Raw genomic sequence first — 18,189 nt, forward strand, 5'->3', positions numbered from 1 at the left:
CTCATGGTTGCGGACTCTTGGCGGTGTTTCTGTTGGATGGCGGGCGCGCTTTCAGCGCGTGACGTTGGCCGCGCCCCACACGTAGTGCTTGCGCGGGAACTCTTCCCAGTACTGGCGCACGCCCTTGTGGGGGAAAGCCTTGTAGGGATGCGCCAGCAGGCGCTCGCGGTCGATGTCCACGCCCAGGCCCGGCGCGGTGGGCAGCTCCACGTAGCCGTCGGCCACCCGCAGGGGCTCCACGACGATCTCGTCGCAGGCCGGCTGCAGGTTCACGAACAGCTCGGCGATGGTGAAGTTGGGAATCAGCGCCGACAGGTGCACGGTGGCGGCCAGGCCGACGATGCTGCTGTTGTAGTTGTGGGGACTCACCGCCACGGCGTGGGGGCGGGCCGCCGAGGCGATGTCGAGCATGGCCGTGAGCCCGCCCACCGCGCAGATGTCCGGGTTGATGATGTCGGCGGCGCGGCGCTCGAACACTTCCTTGAAGTCTTCCAGCGTGTAGAGCGTCTCGCCGGTGACCACCGGAACGGGAATCTGCCGCCGCACCTCGGCCACCAGGTCCAGGTTGTCCGACAGGCAGGGCTCCTCGTAGCAATACACGCCGAACTCGGCGATGCGGCGGGCCACCCGCGCCGCGTGGAAGGGCGCCACGCGGCGGTGGGCGTCGATCAGCAGGTCCACCTCCGGCCCCAGCGCGGCGCGCATGGCACGCACGTGGTCCACGGCGTAATCCTCTTCGGCCTGGGTGACGAAGGTGCGCCACGGGCCGGGGAAGGGGTCCCACTTGAGCGCGGTATAGCCCTGGGCCTTGACCGCCAGCGCCCGCTCCACGCTCTGGTCGATGCCGCTCGCGCCGTACCACCAGCCGTTGGCATACACCCGCACCGCCTCCCGCGAAGGGCCGCCGAGGAGGTTGTACAGGGGCAGGCCGGCCTTCTTGCCCACGATGTCCCACAGGGCCAGTTCCACCGCGCTCCAGGCGCACAGGAAATCCACCGAGGAACGGCGGATGGCGAAGTCGTCGAACATCACCTGCCCGCTGTGGCGGATGGCGAAGGCGCTGCGGCCGATCAGGTAGGGCGTCATCGCCTGCAGGTACTCGGCGACCACCTTCTCCTTGTTGACGCTGACATAGGCCTCGCCCCAGCCGTGCAGGCCGCTCTCGGTCTCGATGCGCACGAACAGCAGGTTCTTGCCGCTGCCCGGGTGGAACAGGAAAGTCTCGATACGGGCGATCTTCATCGCTGCACACTCCATTCGATTCATTCGGCCTTCACGGCGCGGCCCCGGCCGCGGCCAGCACTTCCAGCGCCTCTTCCAGCGTCGCGGGCGGACGCGCCCCAAGCCGCTCCCGCACGCCGCCCGCGGCGCTGCGTTCCATCACGGCGGCCACCGCCCGCGCCAGCACCGGCGAGCGGCCGGCGCGTTCCAGCGCGGCGGCGCACAGATTCATCTCGTCGGCGCGCCGGGCCGCGTGCACCACGTGGGAGCACACCAGCAGGCGTGCCGTCTCCCGTGCCGGACGGGCATCGAGAAAGGCGCAGAAGCTGTCCAGCACCCGTTCCGCCAGCCCCTCGCGCCGCGCGGCGCCCAGGGCTTCCACGTACAGGGCCTCCAGCCCCTTGGCGAGCAGGCTGCGCAGGATCTTGATCGCCGCCGCCGCGCCGGGATCGGCGCCGCAGGGGTCGAGCCGCATGCCCAGCGGCGCGAGGAGCGCGATCGCCCGCTCCGCGCCCGGCCCGGACACCAGCATCGGTACCCGGTGCAGGGATTCCGCCGGCACGCCGGTCACCGCCCCGCCGGCAAAGAGGCGGCCCGCCCCGCCGACCACGCCCGCCAGCGCACGCTTGGTGTCGCCGTCCACGGAGGCCAGGTCCACGTAGGGCGCATCCGGCCTCAGCCAGGGCGCGCAGCGGTGCGCCGCGTCGAGCGCCGCGCCCGGCGGCACGCAGGCGAGCACCACGTCGCAGCGGACCAGTCCGGCCGGTTCCGGGAGCAACTCCACCCCGGTGCGCGCCACGCGGTCCAGCACCCAGCCGCGCTTCACGGGCGACTCCAGCAGGTCCAGCGCCAGCAGCTGCGCCACGCCCGCGCCCCGCAGCCCGACCGCCAGGCATTCGCCCAGTTCGCCGAAACCGATGAAACCGATGGACGGATTCGCTGCCATGCCGCTCCCTTGTGCTCCCTGTGTCGCCATCCACACTCGCCCATCCGCCGCCGCGGCCCGCGGGCCGCCCGGCGATGAGACACGGGCGGCATTATTGGCTTTTTTTTGTACTTTTCTACGGCGCTTTTCTCTAATTTTTTCTGCTTTGGATACATAAAAAAATCATTAGCCCGTCGTACCGGGCCGTACCGCCCGAACCAGGACCGCCGGGCAAGGCAGAGCGCCCGGCACCCCGGCGCCTTGCGGCCGGGTCGCCCGTCCGGGTGCATCCGGGCGAAAGCAGCGATGCGCTTATTTGTATATGGACTGCACTTTTCCTCAGTTCCGCCGCCGCGCGGGGCGGACCTAGACTCGGCCCGGTCGATTCCTCCCCCGGAGCAAGAACCCATGAAACTCACCCGTCGCGAACTGCTGCTGTCCTCCGGCGCGCTGGCCACCTCCGCGCTGTTCCCGCCGCTGGCCTGGGCCCACGCCGCCGCCGGCCAGCCGCGCAAGGGCGGCGTGCTGAACGTGCACGTCGCCTCCGAGCAGCGCATCCTCAACCCCTCTTTGCGCGCCTCCACCGGCGTGTACATCGTCACCAGCAAGATCATCGAATCCCTGGTGGACCTGGACGACGCGGGCCGCGTCGTGCCGCAGCTCGCCACCGCCTGGGAGTCGTCCAAGGACGGCAAGACCATCACCTTCAAGCTGCGGGAAGGCGTGAAGTGGCATGACGGCAAGCCCTTCACCTCGGCCGACGTGCAGTACAACGCGCTGGAGCTGTGGAAGAAGCACCTCAACTTCTCCACCGCCCTGCAGCTCAACCTGCAGGCGGTGGACACGCCGGACGCGCACACCGCGGTGTTCCGCTATTCGCGGCCCATTCCCCTCGACCTGCTGCTGCGCGCGCTGGCCGACCTGGGCTACGTGGTGCCGCGCCATGTCTTCGAGGGCACCAACGTGCTGGAGAACCCGGCCAACAACGCGCCCATCGGCACCGGCCCCTACCGCTTCGTGCAGTACGAGCGCGGCCAGTACATCATCGTGGAGCGCAACCCGGACTACTGGCGCAAGGGCGAGCCCCACCTGGACCGCATCGTGTGGCGCTTCATCACCGACAAGACCGCCGCCACGGCGGCGCTGGAATCCGGCCAGGTGCAGTTGAGCGCCTACTCCCAGCTCGCCCTGTCGGACATCGACCGCCTGGGCAAGAACCCGGACTTCGTCGTCACCCCCAAGGGCTCGGAAGCCAACCAGTTCAACAACACGCTGGAATTCAACTTCCGCCGCAAGGAGATCGCCGACGTGCGCGTGCGCCGCGCGCTCGCCCACGCCATCAACGTGCCCTTCTTCATCGAGAACTTCCTCTACGGCCAGGGCCGCCCGGCCACCGGGCTGATCCCCTCTGTGTCCAAGAGCTTCTACCCGGCCGACAGCAAGGTGCCCTACGCCTACGACAAGGCCCGCGCCGAGGCCCTGCTGGACGAGGCCGGCTACAAGCGCAACGCCCGCGGCGAACGCTTCGCGCTGAAGCTGGTGCCCATCAACAACGGCGAGGACGTGCCGCTCTTCGCCACCTTCATCCAGCAGTCCCTGGCGCAGATCGGTATCAAGGTGGAGATCACCAACTTCGACTACGCCGCGTCGCTGGCCGCCGTGTACAAGACGCACGACTTCGACATCGCCACCGGCTGGCACCAGTACCGGGGCGACCCGGCGGTGTCCACCACCGTGTGGCTGCGCTCCGGCAGCCCGGCCGGCGCGCCGTGGACCAACCAGTACGGCTGGCAGTCGGACAAGGTGGACAAGCTCATCGACGACGCGGCCTCCGAGGTCGATCCGGCCAAGCGCCGCGCCCTCTACGCCGAGCTGGTGCGCGAGGTGAACGAGCAGTTCCCGATCTGGTTCGCCACCGAGCGCGACTTCTACTCCGTGGTCAGCAAGAAGGTGCAGAACAGCCACAACGTGGCGCGCTGGCCCTCCAGCAGCTGGCACGACACCTGGCTGTCCGCCTGATCCGGGAACGATGCGCTTCCTGACCCTCGCGGGGCGGCGGCTGGCCGCCGCCCTGCCGGCCCTGCTGATCATCCTGGCCGGCCTGTTCCTGCTGCTGCAGCTCGCCCCCGGCGACACCGTGGATGCGCTGGTCGCCCAGATCGGCGGCGCCGACGCCACGGTGATCGAGGAACTGCGCCGCCACTACGCGCTGGACCGCTCCGCGTCCTCCCGCCTGCTCGACTACCTGTGGCGCCTGGTGCACCTGGACCTGGGCGAATCGGCCATCTACGGCAAGCCGGTCATCGACGTCATCGTGGAGCGCATCCCGCCCACCCTGCTGCTGATGGGCTCGGCGCTCGCGCTGGCCTTCGGCTTCGGCATGGTGCTGGGCATCGTCGCCGCGCTGCGCGTCAACCGCTGGCCGGACACGCTGATCTCCACCCTGGGCCTGGTGTTCTACGCCACGCCCTCGTTCTGGTTCGGCCTCATGGGCATCTTCGTGTTCGCGGTGTACCTGGGCTGGCTGCCCGCGGGGGGCTACGGCACTATCGCCAGCGGCCTCGCGGGCTGGGCCCACATCGCCGACATCGCCTGGCACCTCACCCTGCCGGTGGTCACTCTGGCGCTGATCTTCCTCGCCATCTACCTGCGCATCATGCGCGCCTCCATGCTGGAGGTGTCCACGCTGGATTTCGTGCGCACCGCCCGCGCCAAGGGCCTGCCGGAGAGCCGCGTGGTCACCCGCCACGTGCTGCGCAACGCGCTGCTGCCCATGGTCACGCTGATCGGCCTGCAGACCGGCACCATGCTGGGCGGTTCGGTGGTGGTGGAATGCGTGTTCGCACTCCCCGGCCTGGGGCGCCTGGCCTATGAATCGGTCATGCAGCGCGACCTCAACACCCTGCTCGGGGTGGTGTTCATCTCCGCGCTGCTGGTCATCGCCATCAACTTCATCGTGGACCTGCTGTACGCGCGTCTCGACCCGCGCATCAACGCCACGCACTGAACCATGCAATTCCTCCAGGCCTACCTGCGCAACCCCGCCGCCGCCTTCGGCCTCGTCCTGCTCGCGGCAGTGCTCGCGCTCGCCGCCACCGCCGGGCTGCTGTTTCCCGACAACCCGCTGGGGCTCGCCGGCCGCCCGCTGCAATGGCCGTTCTCCAACCCCCGCTTCTGGCTCGGCACCGACCACACCGGGCGCGACATCGCCGCGCAGATTTTCCACGGTGCGCGCGTGTCCCTGGTGATCGGCTTCGTCGCCACCGTCATCGCCATCCTCATCGGCGTGCTGATCGGCGCGCTGGCCGGCTACTACGGCGGCGTCATCGACGACCTGCTGATGCGCGTCACCGAAGCCTTCCAGATCCTGCCCAACTTCCTGCTCCTGCTGGTGCTGGTGGCGGTGTTCGGCTCGAACATGGAGACCATCGTGGTCGCCATCGGCGTGGTGTCCTGGCCGCCTGCCGCACGCCTGACGCGGGCCGAGTTCCTCACCCTGCGCAACCGGGAATTCGTCCAGGCCGGCCGCACCCTGGGGCTGGGCGACGCGCGGCTGATCTTCGGCGAGATCCTGCCCAATGCCCTGCCGCCGGTCATCGTCTATGCCAGCGTGATCATGGCCGTGGCCATCCTGCTGGAAAGCGCGCTGGCCTTCCTGAACCTGTCGGACCCCAACGTGCCCTCCTGGGGCAACCTCATCGGCGGCGGGCGCGCGGTGCTGCGCGACCAGTGGTACGTGTCGGCCATCCCCGGCTTCGCCATCCTGCTCACCGTGCTCGCCGTGTCCCTGGTCGGCCAGGGACTCAACGACGCCCTCAACCCCAAGCTGAAGAACCGATGAACCCGGTGCTGTCCATCCGCAACCTCAGCGTTGCCCTGCCGCCCGGCGCGGACCGCCCCTACGCCCTGCGGGACGTGTCCCTCGACCTGGGCGCCAACGAAATCCTCTGCGTGGTGGGCGAGAGCGGCTCCGGCAAGTCCATGACCGCCGGCGCCGTCATGGGGCTGCTGCCCGAGCGCGTGCGCGCCACCCAGGGGCGCATCGAGTTGACCACGGGCGCGGCCGGCGACAGCCGCAACCTGCTCGAACTCGGCCAGCACGAACTGCGCCGCATCCGCGGCGCGCGCATCGGCATGATCTTCCAGGAGCCGATGACCGCGCTCAACCCGCTGCGCACCATAGCCGACCAGGTGGGCGAGCCCTTCCGCATCCACACCGCGCTGACCTCGCGCGAGATTTCGAAGCGCGTGCTGGCCCTGCTCGACGACGTGCACATCCCCGATCCCGCCGCCGCCGCGCGGGCCTATCCCCACGAACTGTCCGGCGGCCAGCGCCAGCGGGCGATGATCGCCATGGCGCTGGCGCTGGAACCGGCGGTGCTGATCGCCGACGAGCCCACCACTGCGCTGGACGTCACCACCCAGGCGCAAATCCTGCGCCTGATCCGCGAACTGCAGGAACGCCGCGGCACCGCAGTGCTGTTCATCACCCACGACTTCGGCGTGGTGGCCGAGATCGCCGACCGGGTCGCGGTCATGCAGCACGGCGTGCTGGTGGAGCAAGGCGCCGCGGCCGACGTCCTCAACGCCCCGCGCCATCCCTACACCCGGGCCCTGATCGCCGCGGTGCCGGCCCTCACCCCGCCACCGGAACGCCCGGTGGCGGGCGAGGCGGTGCTGACCCTCGACAAGGTCTCCAAGACCTACCGCAGCGGCGGCCTGTTCAAGCGCCACAAGCGCGTTACCCACGCCGTACGCGAGGCCAGCCTCACCCTGCCCAAGGGCGGCACGCTGGGCATCGTGGGGGAAAGCGGCTCGGGCAAGTCCACGCTGGCGCGCTGCATCGTCCGCCTGCTGGACCCGGACGCCGGCAGCATCCGCTTCGGCGAGCTGGACCTGGCCACCCTGTCCCATCGCGCCGTGCGTGCCCACAGCCGCCATGTGCAGATGGTGTTCCAGGATCCGTACGGATCGCTGAACCCACGCCGGCGGGTGGGCGATCTGGTCGCCCAGGGGCCGGTCGCCCACGGCGTGCCGCGCCGCGAGGCGCTCGCCCGCGCGCGCCAGTTGTTCGAACTGGTGGGGCTGGACCCGGAGGCCGTCCGCCGTTACCCGCACGAGTTCTCCGGCGGCCAGCGCCAGCGCATCGGCCTGGCCCGCGCCCTGGCGCTGGAGCCCAGCGTGCTGGTGGCCGACGAACCGGTGTCCGCCCTGGACGTCTCGGTGCAGGCCCAGGTGCTGGATCTCCTCGCCAGCCTGCGCGAGCGCCTCGGTCTGTCGCTCCTCTTCATCACCCACGACCTGCGCGTGGCCGCACAGATCTGCGACCGCATCGCGGTGATGAAGAACGGCAGCGTGGTCGAGTACGGCAGCGCCGCCCAGGTCTTCGGCGCGCCCACCCACCCCTACACGCGCAGCCTGCTGGATGCCGTGCCCGGCCGCCACTGGACGCCGCCGACCACCGGGGCCGACGACGCTCTCGCCGCCGCCTGAACCCACCACGCCACCGGAGACCACGATGACCGCCGCCGGCACCGAACGTACGCAGACCCTGTGGGAAGCCACCGCCGCCCCGCCGCCGGCCACCGCCGCGCTGGACGGCCCCGTCGACGCCGACGTGGCCATCATCGGCGCCGGCTACGCGGGGCTCTCCACCGCCCTGCACCTGGCCGAAGCGGGGCGCCGCGCGGTGGTGCTGGAGGCTTTCGAGATCGGCCACGGCGGCGCCGGGCGCAACAACGGCATGGTCATCCCGGCCCTGAGCCGCGCCTACCCCGCCGACCTGCGCGCCCGCTTCGGCCCCGAGCGCGGCGAGCGCTTCGCCCGCCTGGTGGCGAACGCCGCCCGCGACACCTTCGAACTCACCCGCCGCCACGGCATCGCCGCCGACGCGGTGCAGAACGGCTGGCTGCAGCCCGCCCATTCCCCCGGCCGCGCCTGGCAGGTGCGCGAGCGCTACGAGCAGTGGGCCGCCCTGGGCGCGGACGTGGCCCACCTGGACCGCAGCCGCACGGCCGAACTCACCGGCTCGCCCCTCTACCACGGCGCCTGGCTCGCCAAGAGCGGCGGCCACGTCAATCCGCTCAAGCTGGTGCGCGGCCTGGCCCGCGCGGCCATCGACGCCGGCGCGCGCATCCACACCCGCTCGCCCGCCCAGGCGCTGGTCCCCACGGACGAGGGTTGGCGCATCGACACGCCCCAAGGCGCGGTGCGCGCCGGCAGCGTGGTCGTCGCCACCGACGCCTACGCCGACCGCCTGCTGCCGCGCCTGCGGCGCTCCATCGTGCCGGTGCGCTTCTTCCAGCTCGCCACCGCGCCCCTGCCCGAGGACGTGCGCACCGCCGCGCTGCCGGGCGGGCACGCCCTGTCCGACACCCATGCGGACCTCTACTTCGCCCGCCCCACCGTGGACGGCCGCCTCGTCAGTGGCGGCGCGCTGGTGTTCGGCCAGGCCTGGCGACGGCGCTTGCCGGGGCACGTGCTGCAGCGCCTGCGGCGCATGTTCCCGGCGCTGGCCGCCGACACGCGCTTCGACTACGCCTGGGACGGCAAGGTGGCGATGACCGCCGACTTCCTCCCCCACCTGCACCAGCTCGCGCCCGGCCTCATCACCCTCACCGGCTACAACGGCCGCGGCGTGGCCCTTGCGGTCGCCGCCGGGCGCGTGCTCGCCCAGGCCGCCCAGGGCCATCCGGTGGACGACCTGGACATCCCTGCCACCGCGCTGCGCCCGCTGCCCCTGCACGGGCTCATCGAGCGCATCGCCGGCCTGGAACTGCTGCGCTACCGCTGGCGCGACCTCCGTGAAGTCAAGGTCTGAAAGCAATGAAGCCCGCCCCACCGCCCTTCCCCGCAACGACCTGTCGGGAGCCCCACCCATGAGCGTCCTCGCCGAAATCGCCACCTTGCACGAGACCATGCGCGGCTGGCGCCACCACCTGCACGCCCACCCGGAAACCGCCTTCGAGGAAGTCGACACCGCCGCCTTCATCGCCGAACTGCTGCAATCCTTCGGCATCGAGGTGCACACCGGGCTGGCGAAAACCGGCGTGGTCGGCATCATCCAGGGCCGCGAGCCCGGCCCCTGGATCGGCCTGCGCGCCGACATGGACGCCCTCGACGTGCACGAGGCCAACGACTTCCCCCACCGCTCCCGCCACCCCGGCAAGATGCACGCCTGCGGCCACGACGGCCACAGCGCCATGCTGCTCGGCGCGGCCCGCCACCTGGCCGAAACGCGCGATTTCGCCGGCACCGTGGCGGTGATCTTCCAGCCCGCCGAGGAGAACGAAGGCGGCGGCCGCGTGCTGGTGGAGGAAGGGCTGTTCGAGCGCTTCCCCATCGAGTCGGTGTACGGCCTGCACAACTGGCCCGGCCTGCCGGAAGGGCATTTCGCCATCCGCCACGGCCCGCAGATGGCCGCCTACGACATCTTCGAGATCACCCTGAACGGGCGCGGCGCCCACGCCGGCATGCCCCACCTGGGCCGCGACGCGCTGCTGGCCGCGGGCCACCTCATCGTCGCCCTGCAGAGCATCGCCAGCCGCAACATCAACCCGCTGGACGCCTTGGTGGTCAGCGTCACCCAGCTCCACGGCGGCGACACCTGGAACGTGCTGCCCCAGCAGGCCGTGCTGCGCGGCACCGTGCGCAGCTTCTCGCCCGCCGTGCAGAATCTCGCCGAACAGCGCATCCGCGAGATCACCCACGGCGTGGCCGCCACCTTCGGCATCGAGGCGGACCTGCGCTACGAACGGCGCTACCCGCCCACCATCAACGCCGACGCCCCCACCCGCATCGCCATCGCCGCCGCCACCGCGCTGGTCGGTGCCGAAAGGGTCGAACTGGACCCCGTCCCCTCCATGGGCGCGGAAGACTTCGCCTTCCTGCAGCAGGCCCGCCCCGGCGCCTACATCTGGCTCGGCGCCGGCATCGGCCAGCTCGGCTGCGTGCTCCACAACCCGGGCTACGACTTCAACGACGAAGTGCTGGGCGTGGGTGCCAGCTACTGGGTACAGGTCGTGCGCCACGCCCTGCCCTTCGGCACCCCCACGTCCCAAACCCAGCCCGCGGAAGTTTCCGAAGCCCAGCCATGACCGCCAAGACCGACCCCGCCGCGCCTGCCGCCTCCTCCGTCCCCATTCCCGCCGAACTCGGCATCCTCACCCGGCGCCGGATCGAAGCGGAGATCATCAAGCCCATCTACGACGTGCTGGTGCGCGAACTTGGCGAAGACCGGGCCGCCCGCATCATCGACGAAGCCGTGTCCAACGCCGCCGTCCGCACCGCCCGCGAACTCGCCGCCCGCGAACCGGACGGCGCCACGCTGAAGAGCTTCGTCGCCCTGTTCCCCATGTGGACCCGCGACAACGCCCTGGAAGTGGACGTGATCGCCAACGACGGCCAGCGCTACGACTTCAACGTCACCCGCTGCCGCTACGCCGAGATGTACCGCGAACTGGGCCTGAGCAAGATCGGCCACCTGCTCTCCTGCAACCGCGACAGCGTCTTCATCGCCGGCTACGCGCCGGACATCCGCTTCGGCCGCACGCAGACCATCATGGAAGGGGCGACGCACTGCGACTTCCGATATCGGGACGGGGCGGACAAGGAAAGTTGAGAAAGCCCCCCAACCCGCAGCGGAAGGCTGCCCGCCCCGTGCTGGTAGCAGCGCCCTCGCCTCGGGCCAGCAAACGTTCCGCACCCATGCCACGCGTATGGATTCATGCGGTCCGGATGGGGTATCGTGCGTCCTGCCTCCATCGGTCATGGCCGCCCCGTGCGCCCCCATGACTGCCCACACCCGACAGCCCGACAGCCCATGGACAACCAACCCACCCCCCCGCCCCGCAAGGTCAAGCAGCCCCCCATCCTCTTCGCCCGGACCCAGGCCGTTCTCGAAAGACTCAGCGCCCGGCTGGGCGGGCCGGTCGTCACCTACTGGAACAATCCCCGCGGCTCCGTGTGCCCGGACGACGTGGTCGCCCTCTACGAAGTGCTCGAACGGATCGGCCACCACGACACGGTCTTCCTCTTCATCAAGTCCGACGGCGGCAGCGGCCAGGTGGCCCTGCGCTTCGTCAACCTGCTGCGCCAGCACTGCCGCCGGCTGGTGGCCCTGGTGCCCCTGGAATGCGCCTCCGCCGCCACCATGATCACCCTGGGCGCCGACGAAATCCGCATGGGGCCGACGGCCTATCTCACCGCCGTGGACACCTCGCTGAACCACGCCCTGTCGCCGCTGGACCGGGACAACGACCGGGTCAGCGTGAGTCTGGACGAACTGAACCGGGTGATCCGCCGCTGGCGCAACGAGCAGCACGACGCCACCGACAACCCCTACAAGAGCCTTTTCGAGTACGTGCATCCCCTGGTGATCGGCGCCGTGGACCGGGCGGAATCCCTGTCCGTGATGCTGTGCCGCGAACTGCTCGCCTACCACATCAGCGACGAAGCCCGCGCCCACGAAATCGCCGCCACGCTGAACTCCAAATACCCGTCCCACAGCTACCCGATCCTGCTCAACGAAGCCCGCAATATCGGCCTGAACGCCGTCCCCCTCGCCCCCGAGGTCAACACCCAGCTCATCGAACTCAACGGCCTATACAGCGAAATGGGGCAGAAGGCGACCACGGACTTCGACGAATTCCGCGCCCACGGCAACGAAATCCTGAACATCCTCGAATGCAAGGACCTGCAGGTCTTCTACCAGCACGACAAGGACTGGTTCTACCGCAGCGAGGAACGGCGCTGGATCACCATGAACGACGACAGCAGTTGGCGCCGCATCGAAAACGTCCGCGGCCGACTGCGGCGGACGATCATGCATGTGGCGTGAGTATGCTTGAATGACGGACCATGCAGGACTTAGGCATAATCCCTTGGCCTACTACAGGGCAAATGATTCTGATCCCTTTGACAGGTCTGAGACTCCTGCGAGGCACGGTGCGCCGCACGCCGAGCGGGTGCAGGGCATCCCCAACGGAATGGCGGATGTAAACGTGATAGGCGTCATGCAGCGCGACACACGGCTAGATGAAACCTGTGAAATCAATATTAGACTCCTGCAAGGCACGGCGCCCCTCACACGGAGCGGATGCGGGGCATCTCCAACGGAATGGTGGATGTTAAACGTTAGGCTATCCAAATGATCGACGACGTTGTTGAGTTTGCGGTTGCAGCCGCAATTGATGTCGAAGCCGAGAAGGCCGCGAAGAGACATCGTTGGGTGCGTATCCTCCGAGCAATCATCGGTTTTCTCCTTATTGTGACTATCGCCGGTCTCATTTACCTTATGTTCAAGTACTCATGAGCACTTTGCCGTTGTGCTGGCACCTTTCCTCTATGGGCAGCCATCAGCCTAACCCTGCAGTCAAGCCGACCGTCAAAAGCTACGCTTTTGCCGTCGGCATACTTCCACGTTAAACGTCATCAGGAAAGACCATGACTTGGACAGTTCCAGAGCATAGCAAGAGTGAAGTTGATCGAGCCGGAAAATTGCTCACTACCGAGGGCGTTTATGAGGCTGATCTTCAAAACGCATTAACAATTATTAACAATTGGCGCGCTTCCCACAGCTTCCCGCTCAATACCTTTCAAGTCAGTTTGCGGACTAAAGCCAGGCGGATAGATGACCAGGTATTGGTTGCCCAGCGCATCAAGCGATTGAGCTCTATTGAACTGAAGCTCTCGCGCTTCCCAACGATGAAAGTATCTCAAATGCAGGACATTGGGGGATGTCGCGCTGTCCTAAAAAATATTGCTCATGTCAGAGAACTGGAGCAGTCGTACCGTAAGTCTTCAATTAAACATAAGGCTCTGAGAACGGATGACTACATATCGGCACCGAAGGCCTCTGGCTACAGAGGCATCCATCTGATTTACAGATACTTCAGTGACCGCAGTGACAGTTACAACGGGCTGTTAATTGAGATACAGATGCGCTCTATCCTGCAGCATGCCTGGGCTACAGCGGTGGAAACAGTTGGAACCTTCTTGAAGCAGTCTCTAAAGTCGAGCCAAGGGCATGACGAGTGGCTTAGATTTTTTGTTGTCATGAGCTCCGCCATTGCTCTTAGAGAAAAGTCCACAACCGTTCCAGGGACATCGACAACCCCAAGCGAGGTAAAGGCGGAGCTGAGAAAGCTCTCAACATCTCTTGATGTTAGGAGGCGTCTGCAAGCTTATGGAGATACGCTAAAGGCACTAGAAGAGACGACCACTGTTGATGGTCAATACTTCTTGATGGCCCTAGATCCGCAGGCCGACACCGTTACGATCCGCAGCTATCGACGCGCCGATCTTGACAGAGCTGCCAAAGACTATCTCACAGTTGAAAAATCACTCGACGAGGCTGCGGGTGCAGAGGCGGTACTCGTATCTGTCGACTCAATCGCGGCTCTGAAGAAAGCTTATCCAAACTACTTTTTGGACACACGAGCCTTCCTTGCAGCGCTTGAGCAGGCCATCAAATGACGTCTAACAATTCATATATGGACTCCCCCGTAAATCAAGTCTGATCGTGGTTTTGACTTTCCGGGGTGAATCACCTGCAGTCGTATATCCGGCATCTGGTGTGGGTTCTGCATGACCCGTGCCGACATGGAATCTGCCCGCGAAGCGCCAATCGTTACAAGCGGCTGCTGGAGAGCCGGAAGAGTTATCGGCGTCGTTTCGTATGGGTGTGGCCCGGTTTGCCATGATGAGCGATCAGTCTCGACGCAAGGGTGAGGAAGGAACGGTGAGCCGATCAGGCTGCGATGGCGAAGGCGGTACGTTCGAGTTTCCTGTTCGGACGAGGTTGGGGGTTGCCATAGGGCGCGTGGTCACGCAGCACGGCGTAGCAGATACGGGCGAGTTTGTTCGCCAGCGCGCAGGCGGCTTTGTTGTGGTTGGTGCGTTGCTGCACCCCGGTGACCCAGGCGCGCAAGCGATCCAGCGGCCGACTCGCGTTGCGGGCCAGCACCGCAGCCCGCAACACGGCCCGGGCGCCATGGGTCAGCCGCATCCTCAATAGTCCGCCCTGAACAATTCCGTTGTCAGCCGCAGGCAGGTCGGTGATCGACTGGAGCGGGGCTCAGTGCGGCGATGACCGCGTGCATGGACAGCCCGAATCGGGCGCATAAAAGCCGCAGCGCGGACAGGATCAGGGGACAAAAGGGGTCAGTGTCATCTGAGCTTCTAGAGTTTTGAATGCCAAGGTCCTCCTTCTAATAATCCCTCCCACTATCACCTGACAGGGAGCACGAACATGCCCACCTCCTCGGCCGCCAATGCATGTCTCTTGTCACCGTCACTCGCCGGCCCCATCGCGACGGCAGCCGGCGTCGCGGTCGCTTTCGTGGCGCTGCTTGCCGCACGCTGGTACTACAAGCGAACCCTAATCGGCAAGGTTCATGATCGGCTTCTGGAGCTGAACAAACTGGCGGTTCAGCATCCCAAGGTGGCGAAGGCGTTCTTCGACCAGTCCCACCGAGACACGCCATATTTCGTGCCGATAGGTATCCCGCGGGACGAGGGCTACTATGCACTTCGCGGTTATGTCCTCTTCCGGCTCAACATCTATGAAGAGGTCTTCTTTGCCACCCAGGGTATCTTTGCAAGCACTACCGACGACGGTCGTGCCTGGCAGCGATACATCAAGCAGGGGTTCCGGCATCCGCGGGTCCGTGAACTCTTCGACGAAGAGCTCGATCAGTTCGGACACGCCTTCATCCGATTCATCCACTTCAATGAATTGCCCGGTGGCGAGAAGTATGTCGAGCACTAGTCGCCGCCGGGGCGCGATGAAACGGACCACGGGATTCCGTTGGCCAGACATCGGTAGCAATAGTGGTAATAGGGGTCAGCGTGGCAATAGGGGCAGGCTCCGGCAACCCCGGCGCCAACGCGCCGTCGTGCCTGAACCGGAGCGTTGGATCGCGGAGTGTAGAGGAAACGATGAGTACCGATTTTTCAAGCCTGAAGCGCCCCAGGCATCCAATGCCGGAATTCGTCAAGCGGGCGTTGAATGACCGTGGCCTGATGGGTGCTTATGAGGAGCGGCCTGCGTATCAGCAGAATGACTACATCGGCTGGATAAATCAGGCAAGACGGCAGGAGACGAAGGAGAAGAGGCTTGCCCGGATGCTTGATGAACTCAAGGCCGGCGGCGTCTATATGAACATGAAGCACGCGGCATCACGAAAGCAATGAACGTCTGGCTCTGGAATACCAACCCGTTCCCATCACACTCGACGACTCAGCCATGAATGACAAGACCCTGCTGGCTCCGCCCGGCGCCGGCCTGCCGACCGTGGAGCTTCTGCTGTCCCGGTTGGGCTTCCGCTTCCTGCGAAGCGCTCTCGCCCGGCACAGAATCCAGGATTGGTTGTGCGCCGAAACCGGAAGAGTGTTGGAGACGGCGCGGAGGCTCCCTTTGGAGCAGATGAAGCGTCAGGTGCTCATTCCAAGGCTCACCGGACTCGAGGACAATAGCCGGGACTGGTCCGCGGCAATGGTCTTGCAGCATCTCGTCATCGTCGATACCGGGATTGGCGAGCTCCTGGGCGCTTTGAGCGAGGACAGGACATTCGGGCGTGAGGTGCGCATCGCCGATGTCAAGCCGACCCCGGATGCGGGGCCGGAACAACTGGAGCAACTGGAGGATGCCCTCAAGACCTACCTGGAGCGGGTGGGGGCGGTCGAGAACCTGCATACGGTGCGCCGCCACGCGCATCCTTGGTTTGGTCCGCTGGATGGCCAGGGGTGGCACACGCTGGCGGCGCTGCACACGATGATCCATCGTCGCCAGTTGGACGCCATCGTGCGCATGCAGAAGGAGCACCCATAGCGCGCCGCCTGGTCTCTGAGGGTTCTGCTGGCTGTGCTTGGCGGCCCCCGATCAATCGGCTCCGGACACGATTGGAACGCTGCGGAGGGAGAGATGGACATTCAGCCCGTTCTGGACGAGATCGAGAAAAGGCACGGGGCCAAACGCCGCCCGACCCGCGCGCAAATCCAACAGGTCGTGGCAACGTTCGGGGTTGCGGAGACGATTGCCCTGACGTCGCTTCTGGTGGCCTTGTACGCGTACTGGAATCCTCCCCGCGCCCGCTCGGAACTGGCGTGCCAGAAGCACCGGCCGCTGAGGGGCCGAAAGTGTGGCGAATCGATCGTTCACAAGGAATTCGACAAGGAGCGGAACGTGCTGATTCTCATCTGCAAGGCCGGCCACAGGACCGAGTTGAAGAGCCAATAACCAGCCATCAAGTCATTGGACATATGGAGAACCAGACCACTTCCCCCGCCCGCAAGATCAAGCAGCCCCCCAATTTGCTCCCTGTTCAATTTCCCGTTACGCGCCGAAGGACGTCAACCGCCCATGTGGCGCCATAGACGAGAAGGAAACGGGCGGCCGTTGATACTGCTGCACGGGATCGGGATGTCCCACGCGGCCTGGAATCCCGTCATCCCGTTGCTGGCAGCGGAACGGCAGGTGATTGCTTTCGACACGGCCGGCTTCGGCGACACACCGCCGCTGCCGGACGGCGTGGTGCCCACGGTCCGTAATCTGGTCGCTACGCTGGCCGACTCCTTGGGCGAATTGGGGATAACGACTCCCGTCGACATCGCGGGCAATTCCCTGGGGGGCCTGATGGCGCTGGAAGCAGCGAAGCTGGGGATCGCGCGAAGTGTGGTGGCCCTCTCTCCTGCGGGGCTATGGAAAGAGAGCATATCGCCCCACGTCCGGCATGTTTTCCAGGGATTGCGGTGGAGCGCCCAGACATTTCCCGCCCTCGCGCGGGCGGCGCTGAGGTTTTCCCTCACGCGCGAAGCGATTCTTGCCATTCCTCTCTCCCCCGGCAGCAGGAAGATGCCTGCGAGCGACGCGATCCGGGTCATGGAGGATTTTTCCGGCGCCCGGTCGTTCGATGCCACGTTTGCCAACCTTCACCGGTTTGCGTCGGGGCAGTCCATTTCCGTCCCGGTCACTGTCGCATTCGGGGGACGTGACTGGATACTCCCGAAATCATCGCAGAGGCGCGACGAACTCCCCTTGCAGACGCGATGGGTCTTCCCGCGCAACTGGGGGCATGTCCCCATGTGGGTCGATCCTGAAGGCGTGGTCCGGCTCATCCTGGAAGGCACGCAGTAACATGCAGCGGCGGCCCGGGGACTATTAACCCGGCAATCAAATACCGTTCGGGCTGAGCTTGTCGAAGCCCGGTTGAGACCAACGCCCTTCGACAAGCTCAGGGCGAACGGTGTTACTTATTTCATTGCCGGGTTAATAAGTACGGCAGTGCCTTCGGGCTTTCGGCCTGACGTTTCCATCAACCGGGCTGGATGCCTCACCATGACCCTCACCGTCGCCATCTACATCTTCCCGAACGTGGAAGTCCTGGACTTCGCCGGCCCGTTCGAGGTGTTCACGACCGCCAGCCGGGTTCATGGACGGCGCAAACCGGGCGATCCGGCCCCGTTTCGAGTCTTCACCGTCGCCCGGACCGAACAGCCGGTCACCGCACGGGCCGGCCTGCGCGTCCTGCCCGATCACACGATCCATGACTGCCCGCAGCCGGACATCCTGCTGATCCCGGGCGGTGTGGTGGATGCGGAAGTGGATGACCCCGGACTCGTCGCCTGGGTCGCTTCGCAATCCAGGGCCGCCGCACTCACCGCCTCTGTGTGTACCGGCGCCTTCATCCTCGCCAGGGCGGGGCTGCTGACGGACAAGGCGGCCACGACGCACTGGGAAGATGTGGAAGACCTGCGGCGGGCGTTTCCGCAGCTCGACGTGCGCGAGAACGTGCGCTGGGTGGATGAGGGGGCGGTGGTCACGTCGGCCGGCATCGCGGCCGGCGTGGACATGAGCCTTCATCTGGTGGCGCGCTTCGCGGGACAGCAACTGGCCGAGGCGACGGCGCGGCAGATGGATGTGCCGTATCGGGTGGAGGCCTGAGCCCGAACAGGGCGCAAAACCTGCGGGTAGTGCGCCGGATGACCGAGTTTCCATGCGGCGCAATACGACTTGCACCTACCGCGTCCTGCGCGGCTGTGGG

General features: G+C 66.5%; 19 protein-coding genes. 16 read left to right on the top strand and 3 right to left on the bottom strand.

Going from position 1 to position 18,189, the window contains the following annotated elements; genetic code table 11:
- Positions 1–51 precede the first annotated feature (51 nt).
- Together E6O51_RS01250 and E6O51_RS01255 are read right to left on the bottom strand one after the other, a co-directional pair.
- The gene (locus tag E6O51_RS01250) at positions 52–1,242 is read right to left on the bottom strand and encodes a mandelate racemase/muconate lactonizing enzyme family protein (protein WP_136383149.1); all 1,191 of its coding nucleotides are present in this window, start codon (positions 1,240–1,242) and stop codon (positions 52–54) included.
- Between the two features lie 31 nt (positions 1,243–1,273).
- On the bottom strand, positions 1,274–2,167 hold the full coding sequence (locus E6O51_RS01255; protein WP_168735145.1) for a DUF1932 domain-containing protein: 894 nt from the start codon (positions 2,165–2,167) through the stop codon (positions 1,274–1,276).
- Positions 2,168–2,554: 387 nt separating this feature from the next.
- On the opposite strand from E6O51_RS01255, the gene E6O51_RS01260 reads away from it, so the two are divergent.
- The 10 genes from E6O51_RS01260 (at position 2,555) to E6O51_RS01300 (ending at position 13,621) form a co-directional block, all read left to right on the top strand.
- Entirely contained in the window at positions 2,555–4,165 is a 1,611-nt protein-coding gene (locus E6O51_RS01260) for an ABC transporter substrate-binding protein (RefSeq protein WP_136383151.1), read from the top strand.
- A 10-nt stretch (positions 4,166–4,175) separates the two neighbouring features.
- Positions 4,176–5,153, top strand: a complete 978-nt coding sequence (locus E6O51_RS01265) for an ABC transporter permease (protein ID WP_136383152.1) — start codon at positions 4,176–4,178, stop codon at positions 5,151–5,153.
- Positions 5,154–5,156: 3 nt separating this feature from the next.
- Positions 5,157–5,987 (top strand): ABC transporter permease, encoded by an 831-nt coding sequence (locus E6O51_RS01270; protein ID WP_136383153.1) that lies wholly within the window; start codon positions 5,157–5,159, stop codon positions 5,985–5,987.
- Positions 5,984–7,639, top strand: coding sequence for an ABC transporter ATP-binding protein (locus tag E6O51_RS01275; RefSeq protein ID WP_136383154.1), 1,656 nt, complete (start codon positions 5,984–5,986; stop codon positions 7,637–7,639). Before E6O51_RS01270 ends, E6O51_RS01275 begins: the two co-directional genes overlap by 4 nt.
- Positions 7,640–7,664: 25 nt before the next feature.
- A complete protein-coding gene (locus tag E6O51_RS01280; RefSeq protein WP_136383155.1) occupies positions 7,665–8,966 on the top strand; it encodes an NAD(P)/FAD-dependent oxidoreductase in 1,302 nt (433 codons plus the stop codon).
- Positions 8,967–9,024: 58 nt separating this feature from the next.
- Positions 9,025–10,242, top strand: a complete 1,218-nt coding sequence (locus E6O51_RS01285) for a M20 aminoacylase family protein (RefSeq protein ID WP_136383156.1) — start codon at positions 9,025–9,027, stop codon at positions 10,240–10,242.
- Positions 10,239–10,766 (top strand): L-2-amino-thiazoline-4-carboxylic acid hydrolase, encoded by a 528-nt coding sequence (locus tag E6O51_RS01290; RefSeq protein ID WP_136383157.1) that lies wholly within the window; start codon positions 10,239–10,241, stop codon positions 10,764–10,766. The genes E6O51_RS01285 and E6O51_RS01290 overlap by 4 nt, the downstream gene beginning before the upstream one ends.
- Before the next feature lie 201 nt (positions 10,767–10,967).
- Positions 10,968–11,984, top strand: a complete 1,017-nt coding sequence (locus E6O51_RS01295) for an SDH family Clp fold serine proteinase (protein WP_136383158.1) — start codon at positions 10,968–10,970, stop codon at positions 11,982–11,984.
- Between the two features lie 309 nt (positions 11,985–12,293).
- Entirely contained in the window at positions 12,294–12,458 is a 165-nt protein-coding gene (locus E6O51_RS21730) for a hypothetical protein (RefSeq protein WP_168735146.1), read from the top strand.
- Positions 12,459–12,589: 131 nt separating this feature from the next.
- Entirely contained in the window at positions 12,590–13,621 is a 1,032-nt protein-coding gene (locus E6O51_RS01300) for a RelA/SpoT domain-containing protein (RefSeq protein WP_136383159.1), read from the top strand.
- A 274-nt stretch (positions 13,622–13,895) separates the two neighbouring features.
- On the opposite strand, the gene E6O51_RS01305 is transcribed toward E6O51_RS01300, so the two are convergent.
- A complete protein-coding gene (locus E6O51_RS01305) occupies positions 13,896–14,153 on the bottom strand; it encodes a hypothetical protein (RefSeq protein WP_408003391.1) in 258 nt (85 codons plus the stop codon).
- A 243-nt stretch (positions 14,154–14,396) separates the two neighbouring features.
- Between E6O51_RS01305 and E6O51_RS01310 the strand changes: the two genes are divergently transcribed.
- From E6O51_RS01310 to E6O51_RS01335, 6 genes are all read left to right on the top strand, one after another.
- Positions 14,397–14,915: a hypothetical protein gene (locus E6O51_RS01310; protein ID WP_136383160.1), complete on the top strand. Its 519-nt coding sequence runs from the start codon at positions 14,397–14,399 to the stop codon at positions 14,913–14,915.
- Positions 14,916–15,085: 170 nt separating this feature from the next.
- Complete coding sequence (locus E6O51_RS01315) at positions 15,086–15,340, top strand: YdeI/OmpD-associated family protein (protein WP_136383161.1); 255 nt, start codon at positions 15,086–15,088, stop codon at positions 15,338–15,340.
- Positions 15,341–15,392: 52 nt separating this feature from the next.
- Complete coding sequence (locus E6O51_RS01320; RefSeq protein WP_136383162.1) at positions 15,393–15,977, top strand: DinB family protein; 585 nt, start codon at positions 15,393–15,395, stop codon at positions 15,975–15,977.
- Positions 15,978–16,070: 93 nt separating this feature from the next.
- A complete protein-coding gene (locus E6O51_RS01325) occupies positions 16,071–16,385 on the top strand; it encodes a hypothetical protein (RefSeq protein ID WP_136383163.1) in 315 nt (104 codons plus the stop codon).
- 159 nt (positions 16,386–16,544) lie between these two features.
- The gene (locus E6O51_RS01330; protein WP_211091293.1) at positions 16,545–17,282 is read left to right on the top strand and encodes an alpha/beta fold hydrolase; all 738 of its coding nucleotides are present in this window, start codon (positions 16,545–16,547) and stop codon (positions 17,280–17,282) included.
- A 201-nt stretch (positions 17,283–17,483) separates the two neighbouring features.
- Complete coding sequence (locus tag E6O51_RS01335; protein ID WP_136383165.1) at positions 17,484–18,089, top strand: DJ-1/PfpI family protein; 606 nt, start codon at positions 17,484–17,486, stop codon at positions 18,087–18,089.
- The last annotated feature ends 100 nt before the right edge of the window (positions 18,090–18,189 follow it).

The sequence above is a fragment of the Pseudothauera rhizosphaerae genome, assembly GCF_004801305.1.
Classification (GTDB): domain Bacteria; phylum Pseudomonadota; class Gammaproteobacteria; order Burkholderiales; family Rhodocyclaceae; genus Pseudothauera; species Pseudothauera rhizosphaerae.